Here is a 16,580-nt window from a genome sequence, read left to right as displayed (position 1 = left end):
GGTCGGCGCCGTTCACCGCGGCGGTGCGGGGACGGGGCGGCAGGCCCGGATGTCTTCGGCCGCGGCCTTCAGCCACCGGTCCTGTTCGGCTTTCGGCGCCTTGAGGAAACGCTCGAGAGCGGCGGCGAACGTGTCGCCCCAGTAACTGCTCTGCGCCTGGGCACGGTGGCGCACCACGGCTTCGAAGAGGAAGGTGCCGGGGTAGTCCCCGATCTCCTTGAGCGGGTGCGGGGAGCAGCCGGCGGGCGGCTGTGGCAGGGACGCGGCGAGCATGTCCTGGGTCATCCCGTCCCGGGTCATGCCCGGTACGTAGACGGGCAGTTCGGCGGTCGGTGCGCGACCGGCCGGCGCGGTGAGGCCGCGCTCGTAGAACGTGCGGGTGAGGCCGGGGACCGAGCCGACGGAGCGATGGACCCGTTGCAGCGCGACCTCGACCTCCGGCAGCAGGTGCCGGTCGGCGGGCCACAGACAGGCCGTGGCGCCGCTCTCGGTGGCACAGACCGGCTTCTCCGGCTGAGGGGTCCGCACGGCCCAGTACAGCTCGGGCAAGGGGGCGCGGAAGGTGAACAGTGCCCCGGCGGCGAGGACCGCCGCCAGCGTCACCGACAGCAGGGTGCCGAGGGCGGGGCGTACGGCCCGCCCGCGCAGCAGGCCCGGTACGGCGAGGAGCAGCAGGCCGCAGGCCAGACACCACACGGCGCCGGTCAGCAGCCGGCCGGCGTTCGGCTGGAAGGCCATGTCCCAGTGCACGTCGAGTGCGGGCACGAGCGCCCACGGCATCGCGGACCGCTGCTCGCCGGCGAACAGCGCGAGGCCCACCAGGGCGGCGTACCAGCCGAGGCCCACGAAGGGGACGGCGATGCGGGACGGGGACAGGACACCGACGACGACTCCGACCGCGGTCTGCAGGCCGACCATGGCCGCGCCGATGACGAGCGGTGACCAGGCGGGTTCGGTGACCGCGCTGACTCCGGCGGTGCGGGAGAAGGCCATGACCGCGAAGAGCGCGTACACGGGAAGTGCCCAGGCCATGGCGGACAGCCAGACCATGAAGGTCTGCTCCCAGCCGCTGCGGGCCGTCGTCTCCGCCCAGGCGAGCGTGCGGTGGCGGCGTACGCGGCCCGCGGTCCAGGCGGCGCCGGTGCTCACCAGCGGTCCCATCACCATCACGGCGAAGATCTGGACCTCGACGGCGGTCTGCGTCCACCAGCCGATCCAGTCGCTGGTGGCCGTGTCCGGGGAGAGGAAGTACCAGGCGCCGACGGCCGTCATCAGAGCGGCGATCCACCTGGATTCGCCGCGTCGCATCTCGGTCCACAGCATGCGGATCACAGCGCCGTCCCCTCGGCGCCGACCAGGTGCAGATAGCCCGATTCCACGGTGCCGTCCTCGCCGGCCAGCGCGCACAGTTCGCCCAGTGTGCCGTCGAAGCGGACCCTGCCCTCGGAGAGTACGGAGATCCGGTCGCAGGTGTGGGCGACGTCCTCGGCGAGATGTGTGCTCATCACGACGGCGGAGTGCTCTCCGAGCCCCTTGATGAGTTCGCGGAAGCCGACGCGTTGCGCCGGGTCGAGGCCGACGGTCGGTTCGTCGAGCAGTACCAGTGCCGGTCGGTTGACCACGGCCTGCGCGATGCCGACGCGTCGCAGCATGCCGCCGGAGAGGTCCCCCATCCGCCGGTCGGCGTGCTTGTCCATGGCGACCTGCCGCAGTGCCTCGCGGGCCCGGTCGCGCCGTTCGCGGGACGGGACTTTCCGCAGCCAGGCCGCGTACTCGACGAACTCCAGCGCGGTGAAGCGCGGGTAGTAGCCGAAGGACTGGGGGAGGACGCCGATCCGCTCGCGGATGCGCCGCACGGCCTTGCGTCCGCCCGCCGCGGCCTGTGCGTCCAGCAGCGTGACGGTGCCTTCGTCCGGGCGGTTGGCGGTGCTGAGGAGGGACAGCAGGGTGCTTTTGCCGGCACCGTTGGGACCGAGCAGTCCGGTCACGCCGGTCGGGAAGCCGAGCGAGACCTCGTCCAGCGCGGTCAGCGCCCCGTAGCGGACGGTGACCTTCTCGACCGCCGCGATCGTCTCCGCCGGTGGGGTCAGGCCGGCTTCCCCGGCCGGTCGGTCCTGCTCGGTGGGCTTGGTCGGCCGGGCGCCCGCCGCGGCCGACGGGGAGTCGGTCGCGGCGGGCTCGTTGCCAAGGGACACAGTGTTCCTGGTTCCGTCGGTACGGGTTCTTTGCTGGTGTTCGGGCCGGATCAGTTCTCGGCGGCCGCGAAGCCGACGCCGCGGCTGCCCGGAACGGCGGCCCAGCTTACCTGCGTGTAGTACTTGTTGGAGGTGCTGGTGTTCTTGTAGGAACCGCAGCCGTAGCCCTGCGAGTAGCTGCGCGAGGCCGACGCTATCTGCGGGTCGGGAGACAGCGAGATGTCCCGCCAGACGGAGGCGGTGAAGGTACGCGAGTCGTTGACCGGCACGTCACCGCAGGCCTTGACGTGGCCGGAGCCCGGACCGGACCAGCGGTTGCTGTCCTCGGCGCTGCCGGCGGTGGCGACCGCGAACGTCAGACGGCTTCCGGAGATCTCCGCGGCCAGGGCGCTGACGGCCGGAACGGCAACCGCGAACGCTGCGACCGCTGACACGACAGCCGACCTGCGCTTGAACGTCATCCGACGCTTCTGCATGTGAACTTCCCCCTGTGTAGGGCCAATTGGTCGCTGGTGACACTAGGTGTACCGACCGCCATCTGTCTGTGCACAAGATCACGCGATATTCACTTGCGATCACTCGCTGTCGTGAGCCTGGCCGCCCACGGTCACGGCGCCGCGCGGTCCCCGAACGGCCGGCCGATGAGGTGAAGGACGGAAAGCCTTCGCACCTGTTCATATCGCCCGGTACGGCCGCGGGCGCCGCCGCCCACGGCCGTCCCCCGCGCAGGGAGCAGGAGCCGCTCATATCGGCTGCCGACGATCCCCGGCTCCGGAAGTGTTCCGAAACATTCGTGGAGCGGAATCCAAACCCCCGCTACATGAAGGACCGGACGTAGTACGGGACTTTGTCCACTGGGGGCGGCAACTGCCGTGTGAGCAGCAAGAATCCGGCACGGACAAGAAACAGGCAGCCTCGAACCTTTCGCAACACCCGCCGAAACTATTGACAGTTGTCAGGGCCCGGCCAACACTCCCGAGGACAGAGCTCCCCCATCGACCCACCCCACGAGGACGAGGAGGAAGCACCCCATGAAGGAGTCAGCCAGCCGCTTCCGGCTGCTCATCAGCAGCACCTGCACCATGCTGCTGGTCGCCGTCGCGGCCCTCATCATGCCGGGCACCGCCTACGCCGACACCGTCATCACCAGGAACCAGACCGGCACCGACAACGGCTACTACTACTCGTTCTGGACGGACGCGCCGGGAACGGTCTCCATGACCCTGTCGTCCGGCGGCAGTTACAGCACCTCATGGCGCAACACCGGGAACTTCGTCGCCGGCAAGGGCTGGAGCACCGGCGCCCGCCGCACCGTGAACTACTCGGGCACGTTCAACCCGTCCGGCAACGCCTACCTGACCCTCTACGGCTGGACGGCGAACCCGCTCGTCGAGTACTACATCGTCGACAACTGGGGCACCTACCGGCCCACGGGCACGTACAAGGGCACCGTCAACAGCGACGGCGGTACGTACGACATCTACAAGACGACGCGCTACAACGCCCCGTCCGTCGAGGGCACGCGCACCTTCGACCAGTACTGGAGCGTGCGGCAGTCGAAGCGGACGGGCGGCACCATCACGGCCGGCAACCACTTCGACGCGTGGGCCCGGGCGGGGATGCCCATGGGCAGCTTCAAGTACTACATGATCATGGCGACCGAGGGATACCGGAGCAGCGGCAGCTCCAGCATCAGGGTGGGGCCGTGACGACGAAACGCGCGCTGACCGTCCTGGCGACGGCTGCGGCCGCGGTTCTCACCGTCACGACCACCATGACCTCGACCGCCGCCCCGGCACGCACCGCCGCCTGCACCGGCTACGTCGGACTCACCTTCGACGACGGCCCGTCCGGCACCACGACGAGGCTGCTCGACGCCCTCAGGCGGAACGGGCTGCGGGCCACCATGTTCAACCAGGGCCAGCACGCGGCCGCCAACCCGTCCCTGGTCCGGGCGCAGGTGGCCGCCGGCATGTGGGTCGCCAATCACAGCTACACCCACCCGCACCTGACCCGGCTGAGCCAGGCGCAGATCGACTCGGAGATCTCCCGCACCCAGCAGGCCGTCAGGAACGCGGGAGGCGGCACACCGAGACTGTTCCGCCCGCCGTACGGCGAGACCAACGCGACGGTGAAGTCCGTCGCGGCCCGGCACGGCCTGACCGAGATCCTCTGGCACGTCGACTCCCAGGACTGGAACGGCGCGAGCAGCGACGCGATCGTCCGGTCCACGGCCCGACTCACCGACGGCCAGATCATCCTCATGCACGACGGGCCCGCCAACACCCTGGCCGCCGTCCCGCGCATCGCGCAGGGCCTGGCATCCCGCGGCCTCTGCGCAGGCATGATCTCCCCCCAGTCGGGCCGCGCGGTGGCCCCCGGCTGAGCACACCGGCGCGACGGCCCCGGGGCCGTCGCGCCGCCCGGGCGTCTCGGGCACACAGGGCGTACCTGAGTACGCGTGCTCATGACGCCCCCCGTACCGCCCCGCCATCCTGGGCGTATGACGAATCGGGGAATCAAGGCGGCCGGGGCCGCGCTCGTCGGCGGGGTGCCGGTGGCCGCCTGGGGACTGATGGGGCAGCAGAACCACGACGGCCTGCCGGCCAGTGAACTCGACTACGCGTTCCAGCCGTGGGACATCGGGGACGGCGTGGCCGCGGTAGCCGGGGGACTCGCGCTGGTGCTGGCCGCGGCCGGTGCGGCGGTGCTCGTGCGGAGCTCGCTGCGTGGGGCGATGGACCGGCGGTGGTGGGGGGTACTCGGACCGCTGGTGGTGCTCGGGCTCATGGCCGGTGTGGGGTGGCGGATCCTGACCGCGGGGGGCATCGGGGCCAACATCGGAGCCGGACTGCTGATCATCTTCGGTACGCCGATCGCCGCCGGGCTGCTGCTGTGGTCCCTGGCGTGGGCGTTCTGGCTGGTCACCCAACGCCCCGGGCACGAGGGCGGACTCGGCGGCACAGACATGGGCGGTGTCGCCTCCCGCGGGGTGTAGCACCCGGCCGGCCGTGGCCGGAATCGCACGGCGGGCGGGCCGTGGGCTGTGCAACAGCCGTACTCCAGGCGGAGGTTCACCTAGGTTGGTGGGCCGGTCCCCCTTCCCCGCCCCCCCAGGAGGTCCCACCGTGTCCGACGACAGCCTGCGCGACCGTATCGACACCTCCAAGCCGCACTCGGCCCGCTTCTGGAACTACTTCGTCGGCGGCAAGGACAACTACGAGGTCGACCGCGAGATCGGCGACCAGATCAAGTCGATCTTCCCGGGGCTCGTCGACGTGGCGGTCACGAGCCGCCGGTTCCTGGGGCGGGCCGTCGAATACCTGGCCGGTGAGCAGGGCGTGCGGCAGTTCCTGGACGTCGGCACCGGGCTGCCCACCGCCGACAACACGCACGAAGTGGCCCAGCGCGTCGCACCGGACGCCCGGATCGTCTACGTCGACAACGACCCCATCGTGCTGGCCCACGCCAACGCCCTGCTCACCAGCACCAAGGAGGGCAGGACCGCGTACCTGGACGCCGACCTGTACGACCCGGAGGCCGTCCTGAAGGCAGCCGCCGGCACACTCGACCTCTCCCGGCCGGTCGGCCTGATGATCCTCAACACCCTCGGTCACGTCGCCGACCACGAGCAGGCCCGCGAGCTGGTGCGGCGGCTCATGGCCGGGCTGCCCGCCGGCAGCCACCTCGTGATCAGCGACAGCACCGCGACCAGTGAGGGCATGATCGCCGCGTCCGAGGCGTACAACGCGAGTGGGGCGGTGCCGTACCACGTCCGTACCGTCGCCGAGATCGCCGGGTTCTTCGAGGGGCTGGAGCTGGTGGAGCCCGGCGTGGTGAGGGTTCCCGAGTGGCGACCGGAGACTTCCGGCGACGCCGGTTCCGGTGCCGCCGTGGACGCGTACTGCGGTGTGGGGCGCAAGCCGTAGGTACGTGGTCCGGTACGGCGTCGTGGGGGCCGGTCGCGCGGTTTCCCGCGCCCCTGAGGGGGACGGGCTCCCGTCCGTCACCCGTCCGGGTCGGTCACCTCAGCCCCCGCCCGCCCTCACGCGATAATCAGGGCATGGCCGCCCCTCCCCCCGTCCCCGAGCCCGCCGGCCGGCTTCTCGGTGATCTGCTCGCGGTGGGCGAGGCGTACTCCCTCGTCCTCGCCGGCGGATACGCGGTGCTGGCGCACGGGCTCGTGGAGCGGGCCGGGCGGGACGTGGACGCCGCCACGGAGCACCCGGCCGCGATGGAGGTCATCGCGGACGCCGTCCGGTCCGGGCTGGTCGGACGCGGCTGGCTCGTGCAGACCCTGGAGACCGGGCCGCTGTCCGCCCAGTTCCTCGTGACCGACGCGGCCGGCGGCGTGGAGTGGGAGGTCGCTCTGCACAAGGAGGTGCTGTGGCGCCCGCCCGTGGAGACGGAGCTCGGGCCCGCGCTCTCCCTCGACGACCTCGTCGGCACCCGGGTGCGGGACCTGGCCGACCGCGGACTCGCGCGCGACCTGGTCGACGTACACGCCGCCTCGGCCCGCTGGAGCCGGCCCGAACTCGAGGAGCTCGGCCGCCGCCACGCCCCCGACACCTTCGACCTCACCGACCTCCAGGCCCGGCTGACCGGCACGGACTGGCTCGACGACAGGGCGTTCACCGTCCACGGCCTCGACGCCCCGTCCGTGGCCGGGCTGCGCCGCTGGGCCCAGGAGTGGGCCGACGACATCGCCGAACGCCTCATCGAGGGCGAGGCCCCGGACGAAGAGTGACCGGCACACCCCCGGCAGGGGGACTGACCGGTCGGTACCCTGACCCGATGGGGAACGGGGCAGCCGGGCAGGTGGGGGTCGTCGCCGCGCTGGTGCGCGCGGCGTTCCTGGTCGACGGTGTGTACGCGGAGGCCGGCCGGGCGTACGGACTGACGCCGCAGCAGGGGCAGTTGCTGTGTGTGCTGATGTCCCGGCCGTACGGGATGAGCGAACTCGGCGAGACGCTCGGGCTGGCGAAGTCGAGCCTGACCGGGCTGGTGGACCGGACAGTGCGGCGAGGACTGGTACGGCGGGAGGCCGACCCGCGTGACGGACGGGCCGTGCGGGTGGGGCTGACGGACGAAGGGGCCGCGCTCGCCGGGAAGTTCTACGCCGAGACCTGCCGTCGTATGGAGGCGCTGCCGTCCGGGCTGAGCGGCACCGAGCGGGACCGGCTGGCCGCCCTGCTGTCACGGGTCGTGGTGGACAACGAGGTTCCCGAGGTGTTCGTGGAGGCCGGGAGGGACTCCGGCCCGCCGTCCTGAGCTCCCCTCAGCAGCTCACCGTCCTCGACTCCTCCCGCTTCGCCGCACCCATCAGCAGCAGCGTCACTCCCGCCGACCCCATGGCCATCGCCGTCATCGCCACGGCCGGGGAGGTCAGTTGGGCAAGCGATCCCGCCAGCGCCGCCGCCACCCCCTGCATCGTGAGCATCCCGGCCGAGTGCAGCCCCAGGGCATGGCCCGTGAGGTCGTCAGGCGTCAGAGCCACCAGGCGCTCCTGCTGCACGAGGCTCGCGCCGAACCCCACGGAGGCCAGCGTGACCGCGGCCGCCGCGAGCGGAACCGCCGGGTGCAGGAGGAACGGCACGTACGGGAGAGCCAGGAGCAGCAGGAGCGGGAAGCCCAGGCGGGAGCGCAGGCCCGGCGGGAGCACGCGGCCGACCAGCACGTCCCCGGCGAGCATGCCCAGCGCGGCGCAGGCGAAGAGGATGCCGGCGGAGTCGGGGGCGTAGGACACGTAGAGGGATTCGCAGCCGACGACCAGGCCGTTGGGGATCCACAGGGCCAGATAGGCCTGGCGGCGGGACGGGGAGGACCAGAGCAGCGCGTTGGCGCGCCAGGTCACCGACACCGACGGGCGGCCCGTCGCACGGGGCGGGCGGCGGGTCAGGCCGAGGCGGACGACGACGGCCGCCAGGAGGTACAGGCCGGCGGCGGCCGACAGGGACAGCCGCGGGGACAGCAGGGCCACGAGGACACCGCCGGTCGCGTAACCGGTGATCTGCATGAGGCCGCTCATCATGTTGAACACCGAGCGGCCGAGCAGATAGCCGTCCTTGGACAGGATTTCGTTGAGCAGGCCCCAGCGCACTCCCCCGCCCACCGACTCCGCCAGCCCCTTGGCGAGGACGATCGCGAAGAGCGCCCAGACGGTCAGACCGGGCAGGGCGAGGGCGGCGGTGGCCGCGGCGAAGAGCAGGGGCAGGGCCGTCAGGGCCGCGCGCGGCGGCAGCCGGTCGGCTGCGGAGAGCAGGAACGTCGCGCCCAGCACCTGCACCAGCGACGAGCCGAACATGCTCACCGCGGACAGCAGCGGTGACTCGGTCGCCCGGTAGACCAGGGTGCCCAGGGCCAGTCCGCCCATGGTCTGGGCGACTGTCTGCGCCGACGCGGCCAGGAAGAAGGGGGTGAACTCGGGCGTGCGGAACAGATCGCGGTAGCTGCGCATACGCGGAGTCTTCGACGCCCCTGCTCGCGTGGTTATTGTTTCGCGCGGACGCGAAACCTCGTGGAGGGGCGGCTCATGGGCTGGTGGCAGATCAACGCCGACACCCTGGCCGGGAGCCGGTTCGTGATCTCGCCGTTCGCCGAGGCCTTCGCGAGTCTGCGGCTGCTGCAGGCCGCCCGGGCGGCGCATCCCGGGGAGCGGCGGTGGCTCGACGCGCATCTGCCGGCGTACCGGCGGCGGCTGGCGCGGGACCCGGTGACCGCGCGGCTGATCCGCGCCGGGATCGGGCGGGAGTGGACGGCCGACTTCCTCTCCCCCGCCCCGCGTGACGGGGAGACCTTCGAGCAGGCGGTCGCGCGCGTGCGGGCGGCCGACCCGGACGCGGCCCGCACCGACCTCACCGTCTCCCTGCGCGGCCCCGTCCCGGCTCGGCTGCACCGCGACGACCTCCCGGAGCGCGCCGCGGACCTTCTGACGTATGTCTGGAACACGGCGGTGCGGCCGTACTGGCCGCACCGCCGGCGCATCCTCGAAGCCGATGTGGTCGCACGGACCGCGCAGGTCAGCCGGGGCGGCTGGGCGAGCGCGCTGGACACCCTGCGGCCGGGGACGCAGTGGCTCGGGGAGAACCGGCTCCAGGTGAACGCGCACGAGTACCCGCCGCGCGAACTGTCCGGAGCCGAGCTGGTGTTCGTGCCCATCACCACACAGCGCATCGGCTGGGTGGCGTGGGAGGGGACGGAACGGTACGCGCTGGTCTACCCGTGCGCCGGGGCGCTCGCCGACCCCGGCGGCAGGCCCGTGCCCGCGAGCCTCGGCGCGCTGCTCGGCTCGGCCCGCGCGGGTGTGCTGGTGCGGCTCGGCTCGCCGCTGAGCACCAGCCAACTGGTCGCCGTGACCGGGCAGGGGCTCGGCTCGGTCGGACGGCATCTGCGGGTGCTGCTGGACGCCGGTCTGGTGGAGCGGCGGCGGGCGGGCAGGTCGGTGCTGTACTCGCGGACGGCGGCGGGGCAGGTGCTGGTGGAGGCGACCGAGGCCCGCAACCGGCCCGGCACCCACCGGAGCTAGGCTCCGAGCATGACGACTACCAACGGTTCCTCTCCCCTCGACGTCGAGATCGGTGCGCTGCAGGGCGGTCCGGCCGACCTGTCCCAGTTCGCCGGCAAGGCGGTGCTCGTGGTGAACGTCGCCTCCAAGTGCGGCCTGACCCCGCAGTACACGGGCCTCGAGAAGCTCCACGAGCAGTACGCCGAGCGCGGCTTCTCCGTCCTCGGCGTGCCCTGCAACCAGTTCCTCGGGCAGGAGCCCGGCAGCGCCGACGAGATCGCCGAGTTCTGCTCGGCGACGTACGGCGTGACGTTCCCGATGACCGAGAAGGTCGAGGTCAACGGCGAGGGGCGGCACCCGCTGTACGACCGTCTGACCGGCTTCGCGGACGCCGAGGGGCACAGCGGGGACATCCGCTGGAACTTCGAGAAGTTCCTCATCGGCGGCGACGGCCGGGTCGTCGCCCGCTTCTCGCCGCAGACCGAGCCCGACTCGGCGGAGGTCGTGGCGGCGATCGAGGCCCAGCTGGCCTGACGGCCCGCTGCTTGACCTTGCCCCTGGGGCAGGCCCGAGCGTCCTCCGTCATCGGGCGGAAGAGCCGCCCGATGACGGAGGATGCCGTGGTGGACGGACCGGATCAGGAACTGCTCACCATCGGTGCGTTCGCCGCGCGCGCCCGCCTGTCGGCGAAGGCCCTGCGGCTGTACGACCGGCTGGGCCTGCTGGCGCCGGCGCATGTCGGCGAGGCCACCGGCTACCGCTACTACCGCGCCGGCCAGGTCGAACGGGCCCGGCTCGTGGCCATGCTGCGGCAGCTGGACATGCCGCTCGCCCGGATCGCCGAGGTGGTCGGGGCGGGCGACGGGCCCGCGGCGGCCGGACTGCTCGGCGCGTACTGGGCGGATGTCGAGGCGCGGGTGGCGGGGCAGCGGACGCTCGCCGAGTACCTCCGTGGACGGCTGTCGGGGAGGAGCTCCGAGATGTACGGGAAGTTCAGGGTCGAGACGGTGGAGACGCCCGCGCAGGTGGTGATCTCCGAGAAGCGGCACACACTGGCGGACGAGCTGCCGGCGTGGATCGGGGCGGCGCTGGGCCGGCTGGAGGAGGCGGCCCGGGAGTGCGGGGGTGTGGCGGGGGTGCCGTACGTCGCCTATCACGCGGAGGTGTCGATGGAGAGCGACGGCCCCGCGGAGGCCTGCGTGCCGGTGGCCGACGAGGCGGCGGCCCGGGCCTGGGCGGAGCGGAGCCGAGAGCTCGGGGGAGGCCGGGCGTGGGCGACGGCGGTACGGGTGGAACCGGCCCGGCGGCTGGCGTACACCAGGATCACCAAGGCGCAGGTGGCGCATCCGCAGATCCTGGCCGCGTTCGAGGCGGTGGAGGAGTGGATGGCGACGGAGGGACTGACGGCGACCGGCCCCTGCCGGGAGCTCTACTTCGCGGACTGGGCGTCGACGGGACCCGAGGACCCGGTGTGTGACGTGGCGTTCCCGGTGAGCTGATCCCTTTCGGGGGCCCGCGGGCACAAGCGGAGCCCTCTCGGCAAGGACGGCGATACTGGTCGAGAGGGCTCTGTCGGTGGTGCTTGTGGTGCGGTCGATCGCGGGGTCAGGCCTTGACCGAGGCCACGAAGGCGCTCCACGCGTCGGCGGGAAACGCCAGTTTGGGGCCCTCGGGGATCTTGGTGTCCCCCAGCTCCAGGGCCTCGTCGACGGTCGACCTGACCATCACGCACGCGCCGTTGTTGTTGGTGTAGGAGGACGTCGTCCACGTTTCCGTGGTGCCCAGACGAATTGCCATGTTCGCTCCGTTGCCAGTTGCGTTTACGCCAACCCGTGCTGGTGGTTGGCGTGATCGACGCTACTCGCCAACATCCTCGTTCAGAGCAGCCATTCACTCGACTGGGTGGCATATTCCAGGGGATACTTCCAGTCAGGCGTGTCAGGGGTGTAGCATCCCGCGCTTTGCCCGACAGAAGGTCATCCTCCGGCGGCGGCTCAGCGCGCGTAGTCCTTCGCCAGGCGCTCGATGAGCTGCCTCGACTGGTCCACGTTCAGCGACTGGGCCCGCAAGTGCTCGTACATCACGGTGTACTTCTGCACGTCGAGCGGCTTCTCCAGATACAGGTCGCTGGTGACGCCCTCGATGTAGACCACGCTCGAGTCCGCCGCGTCGGCGAACTCCAGGATCGAGTACTGGCCGTTGATGCCGGCGTGCGCGCCGACCTCGAACGGCAGGACCTGCACGGTGATGTGGGGCAGCTGCGACATCTCGATGAGGTGCTCCAACTGCTCGCGCATCACCGGCCGGCTGCCGACGATCCGGTGCAGGGACGCCTCGTCCAGGACCACCCACAGCCGCAGCGGTTCCGTGTCGGCGGTGATCCGGCCCTGCCGGCGCAGCCGGACCTCGACCCGCTTGTCGTTGTCCGCCTCCGATGCCTCGGGCGAACCGCCGCGGATGATGGCCTCGGCGTACGCACGGGTCTGCAACAGGCCCGTGATGATCTGGGGTTCGTAGACCCGCAGCGACTCGGCGTCCGTCTCCAGGCCGATGTAGACGCTGTAGGGGATGTCCCCGAAGGCGTGCCACCAGCCCTGCTGCCGGGAGTCCTTGGCCATCTGCATCAGCGAGTCGACGATGCGCTGGTCCTCGACCTCGTAGACCCCGCACAGGTCGCGGACGTCGCGCTGGCTGATGCTGCGCCGCCCGTTCTCCAGCCGGCTGATCTTCGACTGCGACACCAGCAGCCGCTCGGCCACCTCTTCGGCCGTCATGCCCTTGAGCTCACGGAGCCTGCGGAGCTCCTGGCCCAGCCGGCGCCGCCTGACGGTGGGATTGACATTGGACGCCACGGGACGTGCACCTCCGGCTGCGTGCCTCTACTTTGCGTATCTGCTGTTGAGCAGACTGCCACCAAGGTGCTTACTACCGCTGGGAAACGGTGGATATGCGACGGGTACACGCCAGTTCGGGCACGGCACGCCGAGCGGGGCGGAGAGAGTGTGCGCTCTCTCCGCCCCGCTCGGACAGCGGCTCCCGTGACCGGGTTCGTGGGTCCCGTGGTGCGTGTGCCGGTCGTAGGCCTTGCTGGTGCGGTGCGGCTCAGTGAGCCGCGACGCGCGCCATGCTTCCGTGGCGCGGTTGCATCGGAACGCCGCGGGCGGGTTCCGGTGCGGGCCTGGCTCCGCCGGCGGCCTGACGGCCGGACGGTGCCGGGCTGCGGCGCGGCTGGGCCGCGACGCCGTTCTGGACGTCCATCACCGCGTGCGCGACGAGGCCGCCCATGGGGTCGTGCCTGATCAGGTCCCTGAGCCGGGAGCGAGAGGAGCGTCCCTCGTTCCCCGGGTACAGGTGCTTGCCGAGGCCGACCGCGTGAGCGAGGGCGGCGAGTGCCGCGGTCCGCGGGTCCGGCGGTACGCCGGTGCGGATCGCGGAGTCCAGCCGGGCCCTGATCTCCCGGCTGATCTCGGTCTCCGTCGCCTGGTAGCGAGTCGTCGGCAGCACTCCGCACATCTGGCCGGCCACGGCATGCACCATGCCGCACCGCTCCAGATGCGAGAGGTAGGTCTGGCGGAGCCCGAGACGCGGCCCGCCAATCCAGTGGACGGCACGCACGGGAGCGCCACGCCTTCGCAGCAACTCCAATGCGCAGTCCAGTGTCGGATCTCCAGTCGGCCGTGGTGCCACCACGGCGATACGATCCCCGTCTGGGGCTATCCGTCCGGCCAGCGCCAGCTCCACTAGCTGTGCTCCGGCCAGACCGAGGTCGAGCGACTGCGGCTGTGCGGTGGTACCCGTGGTCGGGTCCAACGCCAGCAGCAGAAGCTCCTCCGGAAGTGTTCTGCGGCTCCTGCCCATCCATGCCTCCCCGCGTGGATGAAAGACAGGGTGACCCCTCTCACATTGGTCTGTCGAGGGTGCGTGACCGGTTCGTAGTGGAACCAGTAAGTATGTCGTTCTCGTCTACCGGATGGGTTTGGCCCGCACACAGGACACTGGTACATGGTTCGGACAGCGCCGGAGCGGTGTCACGGGCGGCGGTTCACGGTTCGGTACGCGCACGCGGGGCGTGCGGCGCGAGGAGGAGGCATCGGTGGCGGGCGAGTCCCCCGACAGGTCGAAGCAGCGCGAGTCGTCGGCACGAAGGACGTCGGGGAGCGCGAGTCCGGTTCCGGAGGCCAGGAGCGAAGCCGCCGACCCGCGGCTCGCGGTGGCCCGGGACCCGGAGAGGTCCTCGGCACGAGGCGGTGCCGATACGGCGACCCGCGTGCTGTCCACACGGACGGCGGAGGAACCGAAGGACGCCGAGCACGCTGCGCGTGACTCGGACGCCGAGGGGGCCGAGGGGGCCGAGAGCGGCTCGGGCACCGAGGACGCGGCGACTGACGCGGGGCAGGGTGCTTCCGGCTCCGCCGGGGGCTCCGACGATCCCGAGGGGCCCGAGGCCGGTGGGTCCTCCGGCGCCGAGGGCAGTGACGGACGGCTGAGGGACGCCGTCGCGGCGTGGGTCGCGTCCGCGGACGGGGACGGGGAGGCTGCTGCCGCCGGGGACGCCGAGGGCGCGGAGAAGCCCGAGGAGGCCGACGCGGACGCCCGGGACGGCCTGGAAGCCGCAGAGGCGGCGCCCGAGGGCTCCGAGGCGGGCCAGGGCGACGCCGACGAGCCCGAGGCGGACCGTTCCTCCAACGCGGGCACCGCCGAGGTGAAGTCCCCCGCACCCGCGGACCCGCGCATCTCCGACGGCACCAAGGCCGCGCCGAAAGCCGCCGAGACGGGCACCGCCGAGGCCGAGGCGGACGAGGCCAAGACCGCCGACCCCGACCCCGACCCCGACGCGGGCACCGCCGACGCGAAGCCCGACGCAGCCGAGGCCGCGCCGAAGGCCACCGCCGCCAAGAGTCCGGAGCCCGCGGACGCACATGCCTCCGACGACGCCGAGGCGGCGCCGAAGAGCGCCGACGCGAAGGCCGACGAGGCCAAGGCGGGCAAGCCGGCCGACGACGAGGCCCCCGAACCCGCGGACCCGCACGCCGACAACGACGCCCAGGCCGCCAAGGCCGCCGACACCGACGCGGGCACCGCCGACGCGACCGAGGCCGCGCCGAAAGCCGCCGATGCCAAGACCGCGCCGAAGGACGGCGACGCCAAGAGCGCCGGTGTCGGGGGCAAGGGCGGGGCCGGTGGCTCCGGCGAGTCGGACGACGACGCCGGCGGCTCGCCCGCCGAACCGCCCGTCGACCAGCCCACCGCCGTTTTCAAAGCCGTGCGGCCCCCGGTCGATCAGCCCACCACCATGCTGAAGCTCGGGGGCGGTACCAAGGACGTTCCGGAGAAGGACGCCGAGCGGACCAGCAAGTTCGTCGCGCTCAAGCCGCTGGACGACGCGGCGGCCAGGAAGCCGGCCGCCCCGGCCGACGCCACCGCGCCCGTCCCCACCGTCGGCCCCGAGCGGACCACGCAGCAGCCGCTGCCGCCCAGGCCGCCCCTGGACCTGCTGGCCGAGCTGACGAACACCCCGCCGCCCCCGGAGACCCCGCTGCGGACGGCGGCCCGGCGGGTGAAGATCTGGACGCCGCTGGTGCTGCTGCTGGTGGTCGTCTTCGCGGTCGTGCAGAGCGTGCGCCCGCTGCCCGCGCCCACCCTCGAGCTCACCGCCGAGGACAGCTACACCTTCGAGGGCGGCAAGGTCGACATCCCCTGGCCCGCCGACGGCCAGGCCGCGCTGGACGTCCAGGGCATCGGCACGTTCGGCTCCTCCGGCGAGCAGAAGCCCGTGCCGATCGCGAGCGTCGCCAAGGTCATGACCGCCTACCTCATCCTGCGCGAGCACCCGCTCAAGAGTGGTGAGGACGGCCCGAAGATCCTCATCGACCAGGCCGCCCAGGACCAGTCCGACGCCGGCCAGGAGTCCACCGTCGACGTCACCAAGGGTGACAAGCTCACCGAGCGGGAGGCTCTGGAGAGCATCCTGATCGCATCCGCGAACAACGTGGCGCGGCTGCTCGCCCGCTGGGACGCGGGGTCCGAGAAGGCGTTCGTGCAGAAGATGAACGACGCCGCCGAGGACCTCGGTATGAAGAACACGACGTACACCGACCCGTCGGGCCTGAACAACACGACCGTCTCCACGGCCGTGGACCAGGTGAAGCTCGCCAAGGCCGCCATGCAGCAGCCCGCCTTCCGCGAGGTCGCGACGATGATGTCGTACGTCGACTACAAGGGCACGAAGCACGACAACTGGAACCGCCTGGTCGGTTACAACGACGTCACCGGCATCAAGACCGGCACCACCACGTCGGCCCTCGGCAACCTCGTCTTCTCGGCCCGGAAGGACGTGAACGGCGAGGTCCGCCGGATCATCGGCGCGGTCGTGCGCCAGCCCGCCGGCGGCCCGGACAACACGATCCTGGGCGCCGCGCTCCACGAGGGCGACAAGCTGATCCGGGCCGCGCAGGGCGCGCTGAAGTCGGCGACGATCCTGAAGAAGGGCGACATCGTCGGGTACGCCGACGACGGTCTCGGCGGCCGCACACCGGTCGCCGTCACCGAGGACGTCACGGCCGTCGGCTGGGCGGGCCTGTCCGTCAAGCTGACGTTCGCCGGGGACGACCTGCCGCACACGGCCAAGACCGGCACGAAGGTGGGCACGCTCACCGTCGGCGACGGCACCACCAGCGCCGTGAAGGTCCCGGTCGCCCTCCAGAAGGACCTGGTGGAGCCTGACTTCGCGGCCAAGCTCACGCGCCTCGGCTGACCCGGGGCGCCCCGCACCACCGCACTCCGCCGGTAACGGCCCGTCCGGGCGCCGCCCGGCGGGGTGCGTGCTAGCGTCCCGAATCGGGACAGGCCCGCCGCTCGCGGCGGCGCGGCGGCGGAAGCCG

At 71.9% G+C, this 16,580-nt stretch carries 17 protein-coding genes; 10 read left to right on the top strand and 7 right to left on the bottom strand.

The genetic code is table 11. The features are described from left to right. Positions 1–12 precede the first annotated feature (12 nt). Genes IO24_RS0115730 through IO24_RS0115720 form a run of 3 tightly spaced genes read right to left on the bottom strand, consistent with a single transcriptional unit; the run spans position 13 to position 2,671 of the window. Positions 13–1,332 carry a hypothetical protein gene (locus IO24_RS0115730; RefSeq protein WP_031136172.1) on the bottom strand — a complete coding sequence of 440 codons (1,320 nt, stop codon included), beginning with the start codon at positions 1,330–1,332 and terminating at the stop codon, positions 13–15. Then, a complete protein-coding gene (locus IO24_RS0115725) occupies positions 1,329–2,195 on the bottom strand; it encodes an ATP-binding cassette domain-containing protein (RefSeq protein WP_234335215.1) in 867 nt (288 codons plus the stop codon). The genes IO24_RS0115730 and IO24_RS0115725 overlap by 4 nt, the downstream gene beginning before the upstream one ends. A gap of 50 nt (positions 2,196–2,245) precedes the next feature. Then, positions 2,246–2,671 carry a hypothetical protein gene (locus tag IO24_RS0115720; protein WP_031136168.1) on the bottom strand — a complete coding sequence of 142 codons (426 nt, stop codon included), beginning with the start codon at positions 2,669–2,671 and terminating at the stop codon, positions 2,246–2,248. 555 nt (positions 2,672–3,226) lie between these two features. On the opposite strand from IO24_RS0115720, the gene IO24_RS0115715 reads away from it, so the two are divergent. The 6 genes from IO24_RS0115715 (at position 3,227) to IO24_RS0115690 (ending at position 7,466) form a co-directional block, all read left to right on the top strand. Then, the gene (locus tag IO24_RS0115715; protein ID WP_031136167.1) at positions 3,227–3,904 is read left to right on the top strand and encodes a glycoside hydrolase family 11 protein; all 678 of its coding nucleotides are present in this window, start codon (positions 3,227–3,229) and stop codon (positions 3,902–3,904) included. After that, on the top strand, positions 3,901–4,581 hold the full coding sequence (locus IO24_RS0115710) for a polysaccharide deacetylase family protein (RefSeq protein WP_031136165.1): 681 nt from the start codon (positions 3,901–3,903) through the stop codon (positions 4,579–4,581). The genes IO24_RS0115715 and IO24_RS0115710 overlap by 4 nt, the downstream gene beginning before the upstream one ends. A 117-nt stretch (positions 4,582–4,698) precedes the next feature. Then, entirely contained in the window at positions 4,699–5,193 is a 495-nt protein-coding gene (locus IO24_RS0115705) for a hypothetical protein (RefSeq protein WP_051905913.1), read from the top strand. A 130-nt stretch (positions 5,194–5,323) separates the two neighbouring features. Then, the gene (locus tag IO24_RS0115700; protein ID WP_031136161.1) at positions 5,324–6,124 is read left to right on the top strand and encodes an SAM-dependent methyltransferase; all 801 of its coding nucleotides are present in this window, start codon (positions 5,324–5,326) and stop codon (positions 6,122–6,124) included. Positions 6,125–6,258: 134 nt separating this feature from the next. Beyond that, complete coding sequence (locus IO24_RS0115695; protein ID WP_031136159.1) at positions 6,259–6,942, top strand: nucleotidyl transferase AbiEii/AbiGii toxin family protein; 684 nt, start codon at positions 6,259–6,261, stop codon at positions 6,940–6,942. A 47-nt stretch (positions 6,943–6,989) separates the two neighbouring features. Then, on the top strand, positions 6,990–7,466 hold the full coding sequence (locus IO24_RS0115690) for a MarR family winged helix-turn-helix transcriptional regulator (RefSeq protein ID WP_031136158.1): 477 nt from the start codon (positions 6,990–6,992) through the stop codon (positions 7,464–7,466). Between the two features lie 7 nt (positions 7,467–7,473). Here IO24_RS0115690 and IO24_RS0115685 read toward each other — a convergent pair whose 3' ends face one another. Then, a complete protein-coding gene (locus IO24_RS0115685; RefSeq protein WP_031136157.1) occupies positions 7,474–8,652 on the bottom strand; it encodes an MFS transporter in 1,179 nt (392 codons plus the stop codon). Positions 8,653–8,727: 75 nt separating this feature from the next. Here IO24_RS0115685 and IO24_RS0115680 point away from each other — a divergent pair, with 75 nt between their 5' ends. From IO24_RS0115680 to IO24_RS0115670, 3 genes are all read left to right on the top strand, one after another. Then, a complete protein-coding gene (locus tag IO24_RS0115680) occupies positions 8,728–9,720 on the top strand; it encodes an ArsR/SmtB family transcription factor (RefSeq protein ID WP_031136156.1) in 993 nt (330 codons plus the stop codon). 9 nt (positions 9,721–9,729) lie between these two features. Continuing rightward, positions 9,730–10,233 carry a glutathione peroxidase gene (locus IO24_RS0115675; RefSeq protein ID WP_031136154.1) on the top strand — a complete coding sequence of 168 codons (504 nt, stop codon included), beginning with the start codon at positions 9,730–9,732 and terminating at the stop codon, positions 10,231–10,233. 71 nt (positions 10,234–10,304) lie between these two features. Further along, entirely contained in the window at positions 10,305–11,198 is an 894-nt protein-coding gene (locus IO24_RS0115670; protein WP_031136152.1) for a MerR family transcriptional regulator, read from the top strand. A gap of 106 nt (positions 11,199–11,304) precedes the next feature. Here IO24_RS0115670 and IO24_RS0115665 read toward each other — a convergent pair whose 3' ends face one another. The 3 genes from IO24_RS0115665 to IO24_RS0115655 form a co-directional block, all read right to left on the bottom strand. Next, positions 11,305–11,496 carry a DUF397 domain-containing protein gene (locus IO24_RS0115665; protein ID WP_031136151.1) on the bottom strand — a complete coding sequence of 64 codons (192 nt, stop codon included), beginning with the start codon at positions 11,494–11,496 and terminating at the stop codon, positions 11,305–11,307. A 197-nt stretch (positions 11,497–11,693) separates the two neighbouring features. Beyond that, positions 11,694–12,551 (bottom strand): helix-turn-helix domain-containing protein, encoded by an 858-nt coding sequence (locus tag IO24_RS0115660; RefSeq protein ID WP_031136149.1) that lies wholly within the window; start codon positions 12,549–12,551, stop codon positions 11,694–11,696. A 250-nt stretch (positions 12,552–12,801) separates the two neighbouring features. Beyond that, positions 12,802–13,557, bottom strand: a complete 756-nt coding sequence (locus IO24_RS0115655) for a GOLPH3/VPS74 family protein (RefSeq protein ID WP_031136148.1) — start codon at positions 13,555–13,557, stop codon at positions 12,802–12,804. A 235-nt stretch (positions 13,558–13,792) separates the two neighbouring features. On the opposite strand from IO24_RS0115655, the gene IO24_RS0115650 reads away from it, so the two are divergent. Next, entirely contained in the window at positions 13,793–16,453 is a 2,661-nt protein-coding gene (locus IO24_RS0115650) for a D-alanyl-D-alanine carboxypeptidase (protein ID WP_031136146.1), read from the top strand. Positions 16,454–16,580: the final 127 nt, after the last annotated feature.

Source organism: Streptomyces flavovariabilis, assembly GCF_000725785.1.
Lineage (GTDB): Bacteria > Actinomycetota > Actinomycetes > Streptomycetales > Streptomycetaceae > Streptomyces > Streptomyces hawaiiensis.
This window is presented reverse-complemented; position numbering and strand designations above follow the sequence as displayed.

Bases quoted from the DNA above. Each gene is read 5' to 3' on its own strand.
- IO24_RS0115715 (WP_031136167.1), top strand. From the start codon at position 3,227: ATGAAGGAGTCAGCCAGCCGCTTCCGGCTGCTCATCAGCAGCACCTGC.
- IO24_RS0115675 (WP_031136154.1), top strand. From the start codon at position 9,730: ATGACGACTACCAACGGTTCCTCTCCCCTCGACGTCGAGATCGGTGCG.
- IO24_RS0115720 (WP_031136168.1), bottom strand. From the start codon at position 2,671: ATGCAGAAGCGTCGGATGACGTTCAAGCGCAGGTCGGCTGTCGTGTCA.
- IO24_RS0115685 (WP_031136157.1), bottom strand. From the start codon at position 8,652: ATGCGCAGCTACCGCGATCTGTTCCGCACGCCCGAGTTCACCCCCTTC.
- IO24_RS0115690 (WP_031136158.1), top strand. From the start codon at position 6,990: ATGGGGAACGGGGCAGCCGGGCAGGTGGGGGTCGTCGCCGCGCTGGTG.
- IO24_RS0115655 (WP_031136148.1), bottom strand. From the start codon at position 13,557: ATGGGCAGGAGCCGCAGAACACTTCCGGAGGAGCTTCTGCTGCTGGCG.
- IO24_RS0115670 (WP_031136152.1), top strand. From the start codon at position 10,305: ATGACGGAGGATGCCGTGGTGGACGGACCGGATCAGGAACTGCTCACC.
- IO24_RS0115705 (WP_051905913.1), top strand. From the start codon at position 4,699: ATGACGAATCGGGGAATCAAGGCGGCCGGGGCCGCGCTCGTCGGCGGG.
- IO24_RS0115695 (WP_031136159.1), top strand. From the start codon at position 6,259: ATGGCCGCCCCTCCCCCCGTCCCCGAGCCCGCCGGCCGGCTTCTCGGT.
- IO24_RS0115665 (WP_031136151.1), bottom strand. From the start codon at position 11,496: ATGGCAATTCGTCTGGGCACCACGGAAACGTGGACGACGTCCTCCTAC.
- IO24_RS0115680 (WP_031136156.1), top strand. From the start codon at position 8,728: ATGGGCTGGTGGCAGATCAACGCCGACACCCTGGCCGGGAGCCGGTTC.